The organism is Sporomusa malonica (genome assembly GCF_900176355.1).
Taxonomy (GTDB): domain Bacteria; phylum Bacillota; class Negativicutes; order Sporomusales; family Sporomusaceae; genus Sporomusa; species Sporomusa malonica.
This window is the reverse complement of sequence record NZ_FWXI01000050.1, coordinates 1-8,736: the sequence shown is the minus strand read 5'-3', so window position 1 is coordinate 8,736 and position 8,736 is coordinate 1. Positions and strand designations below refer to the sequence as shown.

Here is an 8,736-nt window from a genome sequence, read left to right as displayed (position 1 = left end):
CTCAGGCAGCTCTGGTTGCCGATGTAAATGATATCGCCCAGGAACATCACGTTCGTGAGAAGCTCTGCGAAATCATCAGCACGGCCGAGCTTGTATACGCAGCAGGTCAATCATCAGCACTTCGCGCAGTAGAGTTCCCCAATGGTTCCTGGGTACCAGACGAGATTCTGACCAATGCCGGACGTAAACTGGCAGGTCAAAAAATTTATCATGAATATGAGACATTGGCAGACTTGACAGGCGGTATTTGCGCCTCACTCCCAACAGAAGAATCCTTCTATGAGCCTGAGACAGCCGAGCTTTGCAACAAGTACATTATGAGAAACCCTGCATACACCGCTGAAGAGACGCACAGGGTTATGCGTATGATGGAGGATAAACTCTGCGATTCCTTTGAGGCTGCACAGGCTGTTGCCGGCGTACACGGCGGCGGATCTCCGCTTATGGAGACCATTACCATGATGAGCCGTTACGACCTTGAGCCACTAAAAGATCTTGCTAAATATCTCGCTGGCTTTGAGGGCGCAGAGTTCCCCCGTATAGAACGCCCAACAGTAACTCCGAGAGCAATGCTTGACAAATTTAAAAAGACTCAGGTTGATAAAAAATAGTGATTGCGGCTTTATACGAAAGTTATTAGTTAAAACATTTAATATATATACAGAGAATTAGCGCAACAAAATTCACAGCCAGTTTCATCAGTTTTTCAAAGGATTGATGAAACTGGGGCTATTTTTAGATCTTTGGCTCGTTGCTTATAGAGAAATAGGCAAATAATGTTGAATGTGTGGGGTGAAGCTGTGGATGTAAAAACAGCCATTATCAATAGGCGAAGTATACGTAAGTTTAAACAAGACCCTATTCCGAATGAGTATGTAACCGAATTACTAGAGGCTGCCCGCTTAGCTCCTTCGGGCACAAATCATCAACCGTGGAGATTTATTGTTATAAGGAACAAAATAGTGCAACAAAAAATCCAGGAGGTCGCTTATGGTCAAACGTGTTTGAGTGAAGCCCCGGTTTTACTGGTATGTTGCGCTGATATTCAGACATACGCAAAGGACACCGCAAGAAGGGTACAAGAACTGGTTGAAGTAGGTGCTATGGAGAAGGAGACTGCTGATAAATACCCTGGCTTGAACCAGCCGAAAGATGAGCAGGCCTTAAAAACATATATTCCTCATGCTATGCTTAATGTGGCTATTGCCATGCAAAATATAGCCTTACGAGCTGTTTCTCTAGGTTTAGGTACATGCATTATTCAATTAATGAAGGTAAAAAAGATAGCTGGTATTTTAGATCTTCCGGACAATATAATTATCACTGCATTAATGCCTGTGGGATTCTCTAATGAAAACCCTGATCCTAGACCTCGAGTACCTTTAGATGAACTAATTTATCGGGTAATTTGAAATTACTCGCTATAAGTCATGTGCTAAATGTCTTTGAGGAGAGAAAACATGAATGTTCTACAAAATGTAATTGATTTGGCCGCAACTTATCAATCTGTAATGCCGTTTGATTGCTGTATTGTTATTTGCGATAAAGAAGGAATAATTCTTGAGATTGTCCCAGCAAAGAAGTTTGATATAGGGGTAAGTGTCGGAGCTAAAGTAGCTAAAGGCGGATCACTTGAAAAGAGTCTACATACAGGTCAACTTAGCCAGGCTCTCTTAAAAAGGGATCTCTTTGGAGTTACTGCAAAGTCGCTGTCTCTGCCAATAAACGAAAATGGGGAAATAGTTGGGGCATTATGCACAATTACTACATTGGAGACACAGCAGTTACTGTCTGAATCAGCTGGAACTATTGCAGCTACAGCAGAAGAGATTACGGCAACTACAGAGGAGTTAGCGGCCTCGGCTGTTGAATTGTTCCAAGATCTGGAGTCGCTAAAAACCGCCGGACAGAACGTGATTAGAGAAATTCAAAAGACGGATGAGATCTTGAAGTTTGTGAGTAGTGTTGCTGTAAACTCAAATTTACTTGGTTTAAATGCTGCCATTGAAGCAGCAAGAGCAGGTGAACAGGGACGGGGATTTGCCGTAGTAGCCGAGGAAATACGAAAAATGGCTGACGACAGTGCAAATGCAGTTAAAAAAATAAAAGAACTACTTTTATGTATACAAAAAGAAGCTGACGGAATTGTTAAGACCATTTCGAATACGGCAGCGTTAGGTCAGCATCAAGGTGCTGCTGCAGAAGAAATATCTGCTTCAATGCAGCAGCTTGCGTCAACGGCTTCGAATTTAGAGCGAGCAGCAGAAATAGTATAAGGTTGATGCTAGATAAAAGAAAGTGCGCTAGAACTCGACAAAAGGAGATTGCAAGATGAATATAGTTGTTTGTGTTAAGCAAGTACCTGACACTACAGAAGTAAAAATTGATCCGGTTACAAACACACTTATTCGACAAGGTGTGCCTAGTATCGTTAATCCATTTGACAAAAATGCCATAGAGGCAGCATTGCAGCTTAAGGAGAAGCATGGTGGCACAGTCGCTGCAATCTCTATGGGACCACCGCAAGCCAAGGATGCTTTAAAAGAGTGCTTGGCGATGGGGGTGGATGAGGCCTTCCTGGTTAGTGATCGCGCATTCGGGGGCGCTGATACTCTTGCAACTAGCTATACTTTGGCTGCGGCAATCAAAAAACTCGACCAAGTAGATATTATTTTCTGTGGAAAACAAGCAATCGATGGCGATACTGCTCAAGTCGGCCCGGAAATAGCTGAGCATTTGGGAATGGCACAGGTGACTTATGCTGCAAAAATTGAAGTAGAAGGTGATCATGTTCGGATTGAACGTGAGCACGAAGACGGGTACGAAATTGTGGGAGCTAAGTTACCGTTGCTCATTTCTGTTGTGAAATCCATTAATGAACCACGCTATCCTACGGTAAAGGGTACTATGAAGGCCAATCGTGCAGAAATTCCTGTTTTGACTTCCTCCGATTTAGATATTGAAGCTGGTAAAATCGGCCTAAAGGGTTCTCCTACCCAAGTTCGGAGAATCTTTACTCCGCCCCAGCGTACTCAGGGCATGATTATTTGTAAAGAAACAATACATGAAACTGTAGAAGAATTAATTACTAGATTGTCTGAAGCAAAGATTGTGTAGCAAGAGGGGAGACAAAGTAATGGCTGTAGTAGTAACGAATGAATGTGTTGCTTGTAGTGTCTGCGTGACAGCATGTCCTTTTGGGGCTATAGAAATGCAGGAAAATAAAGCAAATATAACAGATGCATGTACAGCTTGCGGTGCCTGTGTAGAAAATTGCCCGGTTGGTGCAATTAAACGCGAGGTTGAAGTTAGTGAAGTAACTATTGATAAAACACAATATAAAGATGTTTGGGTTTACATTGAAGTGGCTGAAGGCAAGCCGCGCAATGTAAGCTTAGAACTTCTCGGAGAAGGCCGTAAGCTAGCCGATGCCCAAGGGCAAAGCTTAGCTGGTGTTCTTATTGGTGAAAACGTAGCCGAGCTTGCAAATGAAGTTTTTGTATATGGAGCTGACTCAGTGTATTTAATAGAGAATACTGAACTGGCTCACTATAGCACTGATGGCTATACAAAGGCTTTTAGCGACTTGATTGAGAGCTATAAACCCTGTGTGATTCTCATAGGTGCGACAACTAATGGACGTGATCTTGGCCCGCGTATTGCATGTCGCGTGGGTACTGGATTAACTGCTGATTGCACAGGTCTAGGAATAGATGAAGCTAGCGGTCTTGTTGCCTGGACTCGGCCAGCTTTTGGTGGTAATATTATGGCGACTATTCTATGTCCTGAACATCGGCCGCAAATGGGAACTGTCCGGCCTTCAGTATTCAAACGTCCTGTACCTGATTTCGCCCGAACAGGGGAAGTTATCCGTGTGGCAAGTACGGTGAAGGCCGAGGATATTCGTACTAAACTATATGGTATTGTCCAGGTTATTGGCTCTTCCTGTAATCTAGAAGAAGCGGAGATAATTGTATCTGGTGGCCGTGGACTTGGGAAAGTTGAAAATTTTTGTTTAGTTGAAGAACTTGCTGAGGTTCTTGGTGGATCTGTCGGTGCTTCTCGTGCAGCGGTTGATGCTGGGTGGAAGCCGGCTATACATCAAGTAGGACAAACTGGTAAAACAGTGGGTCCGAGAGTCTACTTTGCATGTGGTATTTCAGGGGCAATTCAGCATTTAGCCGGAATGTCGTCCTCTGAGGTTGTTATCGCTGTTAACAAGGATCCAGACGCACCTATTTTTAAAATGGCCGATTATGGGATAGTTGGTGATGTAACCGAGGTACTGCCAATCCTTACTGGTGCATTTAAAAAGTTAAAAGGGATAGCGTGATTTCAGCAACGATGCTAAAAGCTTGCGTTAACACAGAGGCGTGTCAAAATGCCTGTTTCAAATGGGGAATGAGGATATGGTAAGTAAAGTTGTTATTACAGCTGCGATAACCGGGGCAATTCATACACCTAGTATGAGCTGTTATTTACCTAGTTCGCCAGCAACAATTATTGAGGACGCAGTTAAAGCACATGAGGCAGGGGCGGCCGTAGTACATATTCATGCCCGGTCGCCCAATAATGGTAAGCCTACCTCCGACTTAGGCTTAATGAGGGAAATTGCTGCTGGGATAAAACAACGCTGTGATGCGATTATCTGTATGACAACCGGGGGAGCTCAAGAGCTTGCAACCGAGGAGAGACTTGCTCCGGTAGCGGAATTAAAGCCTGAAATTGCTTCTTGTTGTGCCGGAACGATGAATTTTAATTTTTCTGACGTGGCATGTAGTATCAAAAATCCTAAGTTTGATTGGGAAATACCCTATTTAAAAGAGTCGCAAAATTTTGCATTTACAAATACCTTTGAAGATTTATCCCATTATATTCTCACGATGAATAAGGCCGAGTCCGTACCCGAATATGAAATTTACGATGTAGGTATGATTAATAATATTTCCTATTTCTATAAAAGATGGTTGGCAAAACGGCCAATTTATCTGCAATTTATACTTGGAGTTACTGGGGGCATTCCGGCGACTATAGATAATTTGACCTACCTAGTAAAAACTGCTAGAGAGGAGTTTGGTGATTTTATTTGGTCCTGTGCAGCGAAAGATAATAGTCAATTCTTACTCGGACCTGCGGCTATTGCTATGGGAGGCAATGTCCGTGTAGGACTGGAAGACAATCTCTATATAAAACCCAATGTTTTGGCTAAATCAAGTGCAGAGCAAGTTGGCAAGATGCGGCAAATTACTGAACTTATGGGGGGAGAGGTAGCCAGTGCTAATGATGTACGCATTATGCTGGGCCTTAAAGGAAGAAGTAATGTCAATTACTAACAGAGGTTTTGATTATAAGTGATGGGAATTTGCTTAGTCGCTAAAGAAGGTAGTAAGGAAAAACATTATAAATTAGGGGGAAAAGACATGAACGTTAAGACTATGTTTGATTTAAGTGGCAAAACTGCGATCGTAACAGGTGGTTCGACCGGTTTGGGAGCACAAATGGCAATTGCTATGGCGGAAGCCGGCGCTAACCTCATTATTGCAGCTCGCAAGGTTGATCGTTGCAATGAAATGTGTGCAATGCTTGAAGAACATGGAGCTCGGGCTATTGCGGTTGCCTGCGATGCAAGTAAAGAGGCAGATTGTCAAAACCTTATTGATGTAGCGATGAAGGAGTTTGGAAAATTAGACATTTTAGTAAACAATGCCGGTAAGGCTTGGGTAGCAGATTCTCTAAATTTCCCTATGGATAGGTGGCAGCAGGTCATAAATCTTAACCTCACGGGAACCTATCAACTATCAGCTATGGCAGCCAGAGTTATGAAAGAACAAGGTGGTGGGAAAATCATAAATACGGCTTCTATCGGTGGTCTAAGGGGAGACAAACCGGAAAACGCTAACTCAATTGCTTATACCGCGAGTAAAGGGGCAGTAATTACTATGACAAAAGATTTGGCAGTTAAATGGGCCACGTATGGCATTACTGTCAATGCAATTTGTCCTGGGTGGTTCCCTACCAGTATGAATGATCAACTTTTGGAACAGAACCGCAAAAATATTATGCCAAGAATCCCGCTAAACCGGTATGGCGGTGAAAATGATCTAAAGGGTGTTATCGTTTTTCTTGCTTCAGCTGCTTCTAATTATATGACTGGTCAGTGTGTTGTAGTCGACGGTGGACAAACAGCTCTGCTATAGATTTATTGGGGTAAAATGTATATTAGATTGCTTTATTAACGAAAAGAAGACGGGATTAGAATTTGAAGTACCCAGCTATAATTTGTACCCCTAGGGCTAAAGCAGGGGGAGATGTAATGACAGGGATAGGGGTTTGGTTATCAAGAACCGCCGAGCGTAATAGTAATAAGGCAGCAGTAATTTGTAAAAATAAGAGGCTAACCTATAAGGATTTAAACAATAGGGTAAATCGTCTGGCAAATGCTTTGACTATGTTGGGTGTCACTAGAGGCTGCCGAGTTGCTTCTTTATTGCAAAATTGCAATGAAATTTTAGAATTATTGTTTGCATGTGCCAAAATTGGTGCTATATTTTCCCCTCTCAATTTTCGCCTTAGTGAAGAGGAACTTGCATATATTTTTGACGATATTAAGGCGTCTGTTGTAATTTGTGATGCTGAATTTAACGAAATAATAGAAAATGTCCTTACAGGGAAGCCGCAAATTTCAATAATAACAGTAGGAGATCAACAACGTAATCAGGAGTATGAATCCTTCATTTACGGGGCTCCTGATAATGAACCTTGTGTGGAGATAGATGTGAGAGACACTCATATGATCATGTACTCTTCAGGAACTACCGGCCATCCTAAGGGTGTCATGCTATCCCATGAAAACACAACGTGGAACATTATTCAGGTTTTGATAACTGAAACAATCATGGATACTGATAGTACCTTGACTATTACTCCCATGTTTCATATTGCGGGGCTGGCAATATTGACTCTTCCGCTATTATTTAAGGGTGGAACAGTTATTATTGAGGAAAAATTTGATCCAGACAAAGTTCAGGAGTATATCAGAAACAAGCAGATCACCTGTTTGTTCATGGTTCCTTCGATGTGGTCAAGGATGATTCAAGCCACTGGCTTCGGCGAATGTGATTTGTCAACTTTACGTTTTTGTGTTTCCGCAGGTTCAAACTGTCCGAACAGCATTAGTAGGATTTTTCAAAATAGAGGTGTTCCCTTTTTACAGGCATTTGGTCTAACTGAAGTGGCGCCAGTCGCTATGCTGGATACAACAAATAGTGGCCGCAAAATTGGATCAGTAGGCAAGCCGTCCTGTTGTGTGGAAGTCAAAATTGTTGATAACGACGGTCTGAGTGTACCCCCGGAGAATGTTGGTGAGCTAATTGTTCGTGCTCCTAATGTTATGAAAGGGTATTGGAACAAACCTCAAGAAACTCAAAATGTCTTTCAGGGCGAATGGTTTCGAACTGGAGACTACGCACGGGTAGACGAGGAAGGATTCCTTTATGTCGTCTGTCGAAAAAAAGACGTAATTATCAGTGGTGGTGAGAATATATATCCTGTTGAGGTAGAAAAGGTACTATTGCGACACGAAAATGTTCAAGAGGCCGTTGTAGTTGGAGTTGAAGATGCGTTATGGGGGGAGACTGTTAAGGCTATCGTTGTTTTAAAGAACTGTATTCAAGTGCCAACTATAGAAGATATTAGGTCATTCTGCGAGGGCAAGCTTGCTCGATTTAAAATGCCCAAGATACTTGAAATCGTAGCAGAATTACCTCGAAATGCTAATGGGAAAATTTTGAAAGAAAAATTGCGGAGGGTTTTAGTCTAGATTAGTATGCTGTATCCTTTATAAACAAAGATGCATTGTTAAGGTTTGGGTAATGTATATAAAATATACATGAAATTATAGTTTTTCATCAAAGCACGGCAGTTTTAACTAGCATTCTAGCTCTTTTAGACTTTGGCATAGTTTTTGCATTTAAATAAGGTGTATTCACCAACGACATGACATGATCTTTAGTTATGCAGGGGAATTCAAAAGATTAAATGCACTACTAAGAGGAGGCAGGAAAATGGCAATTGGAACTTATGAAGCCTATAAAGAGCGGCTACTCAAAATGAAACCGAACGTTTATTTAAACGGTAAAAAGGTTGACCGGTCAGGTAGTTGGATCGACGGCGGCTGCTATGTCATGAAGCAGACCTATGATATGGCCAATAATCCTGAGTTTGAGGATGTATGCACAGCGACTTCTCATCTTAACGGAAAGAAAATCAACCGTTTCACCCACATTCACCAGTCTAAAGAAGATTTGCTTAAAAAGCAACAAATGACAAGACTGCTCTGCCACCGTGTCGGCGGCTGTACTCAACGCTGCATGGGCGCTGACGCACTTAATTCTATTGCTGTTGTTAGCTATGACTGCGATCAGGCTTGCGGCACAAATTATCATGAGCGTTTTAACAAGTATCTGTTGTACTGCCAAGAAAATGACCTTATCTGCAACTGTGCTCAAACTGACGTAAAGGGTTCACGTAATCCTAAGTATAAGAGAGCACATATGCAGCCAGATCCGGATCAGTTTGTACATGTTATCAAAACAAATGTAGACGGCATAGGCATTGACGGAAAACCTTGCAAAGGTATTATCGTTCGCGGTGCGAAAATCTGTAACTCTAATGCTCCTTACGTTGATGAAATCATCGTTAATCCGACCAAGTTTATGGGTAAGGGCGATGAAGGTT

At 42.2% G+C, this 8,736-nt stretch carries 9 protein-coding genes; all 9 read left to right on the top strand.

Annotated features, from left to right (window positions below):
- Positions 1 to 611, top strand: a 611-nt coding sequence (locus B9A22_RS24615) for a 4-hydroxyphenylacetate 3-hydroxylase C-terminal domain-containing protein (protein WP_217806058.1), incomplete at its 5' end; no start/stop codon positions are given.
- Between the two features lie 189 nt (positions 612 to 800).
- Positions 801 to 1,412 (top strand): nitroreductase family protein, encoded by a 612-nt coding sequence (locus tag B9A22_RS24610; RefSeq protein WP_084578570.1) that lies wholly within the window; start codon positions 801 to 803, stop codon positions 1,410 to 1,412.
- 48 nt (positions 1,413 to 1,460) lie between these two features.
- Positions 1,461 to 2,276: a methyl-accepting chemotaxis protein gene (locus tag B9A22_RS24605; RefSeq protein ID WP_176215683.1), complete on the top strand. Its 816-nt coding sequence runs from the start codon at positions 1,461 to 1,463 to the stop codon at positions 2,274 to 2,276.
- A gap of 55 nt (positions 2,277 to 2,331) precedes the next feature.
- Positions 2,332 to 3,117 carry an electron transfer flavoprotein subunit beta/FixA family protein gene (locus B9A22_RS24600; protein WP_084578568.1) on the top strand — a complete coding sequence of 262 codons (786 nt, stop codon included), beginning with the start codon at positions 2,332 to 2,334 and terminating at the stop codon, positions 3,115 to 3,117.
- A 19-nt stretch (positions 3,118 to 3,136) separates the two neighbouring features.
- Positions 3,137 to 4,333 carry an electron transfer flavoprotein subunit alpha gene (locus tag B9A22_RS24595; RefSeq protein WP_084578567.1) on the top strand — a complete coding sequence of 399 codons (1,197 nt, stop codon included), beginning with the start codon at positions 3,137 to 3,139 and terminating at the stop codon, positions 4,331 to 4,333.
- 76 nt (positions 4,334 to 4,409) lie between these two features.
- Positions 4,410 to 5,333, top strand: coding sequence for a beta-keto acid cleavage family enzyme (locus tag B9A22_RS24590; RefSeq protein ID WP_139796393.1), 924 nt, complete (start codon positions 4,410 to 4,412; stop codon positions 5,331 to 5,333).
- An 87-nt stretch (positions 5,334 to 5,420) separates the two neighbouring features.
- Positions 5,421 to 6,197: a glucose 1-dehydrogenase gene (locus B9A22_RS24585; protein ID WP_084578565.1), complete on the top strand. Its 777-nt coding sequence runs from the start codon at positions 5,421 to 5,423 to the stop codon at positions 6,195 to 6,197.
- Positions 6,198 to 6,313: 116 nt separating this feature from the next.
- Positions 6,314 to 7,819 carry an acyl-CoA synthetase gene (locus B9A22_RS24580; RefSeq protein ID WP_084578564.1) on the top strand — a complete coding sequence of 502 codons (1,506 nt, stop codon included), beginning with the start codon at positions 6,314 to 6,316 and terminating at the stop codon, positions 7,817 to 7,819.
- Positions 7,820 to 8,063: 244 nt separating this feature from the next.
- Positions 8,064 to 8,736, top strand: a 673-nt coding sequence (locus B9A22_RS24575) for a 4-hydroxyphenylacetate 3-hydroxylase N-terminal domain-containing protein (protein ID WP_281252445.1), incomplete at its 3' end; no start/stop codon positions are given.

Excerpts from the sequence above, each read along its gene's own strand:
- B9A22_RS24605 (WP_176215683.1), top strand. The coding sequence starts at position 1,461 with ATGAATGTTCTACAAAATGTAATTGATTTGGCCGCAACTTATCAATCT.
- B9A22_RS24580 (WP_084578564.1), top strand. The coding sequence starts at position 6,314 with ATGACAGGGATAGGGGTTTGGTTATCAAGAACCGCCGAGCGTAATAGT.
- B9A22_RS24585 (WP_084578565.1), top strand. The coding sequence starts at position 5,421 with ATGAACGTTAAGACTATGTTTGATTTAAGTGGCAAAACTGCGATCGTA.
- B9A22_RS24590 (WP_139796393.1), top strand. The coding sequence starts at position 4,410 with ATGGTAAGTAAAGTTGTTATTACAGCTGCGATAACCGGGGCAATTCAT.
- B9A22_RS24595 (WP_084578567.1), top strand. The coding sequence starts at position 3,137 with ATGGCTGTAGTAGTAACGAATGAATGTGTTGCTTGTAGTGTCTGCGTG.
- B9A22_RS24600 (WP_084578568.1), top strand. The coding sequence starts at position 2,332 with ATGAATATAGTTGTTTGTGTTAAGCAAGTACCTGACACTACAGAAGTA.